This is a genomic window from Parvimonas sp. M20 (assembly GCF_035282425.1).
Lineage (GTDB): Bacteria > Bacillota > Clostridia > Tissierellales > Peptoniphilaceae > Parvimonas.
Genome location: NZ_JAYKBQ010000080.1, coordinates 1 through 496 on the forward strand (window position 1 = coordinate 1; position 496 = coordinate 496).

At 45.8% G+C, this 496-nt stretch carries 1 protein-coding gene; it reads left to right on the top strand.

Going from position 1 to position 496, the window contains the following annotated elements:
* Positions 1-74: 74 nt before the first annotated feature.
* On the top strand, positions 75-496 hold a 422-nt coding region (locus VJI93_RS08490; protein WP_324009275.1), incomplete at its 3' end, for a hypothetical protein.

The following is a 496-nucleotide window of genomic DNA, read 5'->3' on the forward strand; positions in this document are numbered from 1 at the left end:
CTTCTGACTATATGAATGGCACTATGATTAAAGCTTCGATGCTATATTATATAGCCATAAGTGGAGAAGTATCTATGGCTAGTCAGGATGAAGAAGCTCTTGTTGGACGTCTTATGGATGTCGCAACTATTAAGAAGTTTATGCTGGCAGGAAATGCCACATTAACGCTTCGCTCACCTAAGACTGGAACGCGCTTTACGTATAAGGTGCGTCGTGGTACGGACTTTGGAGGCAAGCCCAAGGATTTCTGGTTCTGCAGTCTTCTGACTGGCCAAGATAACGACTCCGACTACCAATATTTCGGCCATTTCTTTATTGGGCGCAACTTTCGTGGGCCAGAGTTGATTTATCAGCATGGAAGAAAGTCGCGAATTAGCCAGGATGCCTTATCTATGAAGGCGTGGGGTTATTTCGCTGAGATCTTCCGTGATCATGATCCTTCTTGGCAAGCTGATCGCCTGGCTACCATTGAAGTATGGCATGAAGGTCGTTGTGG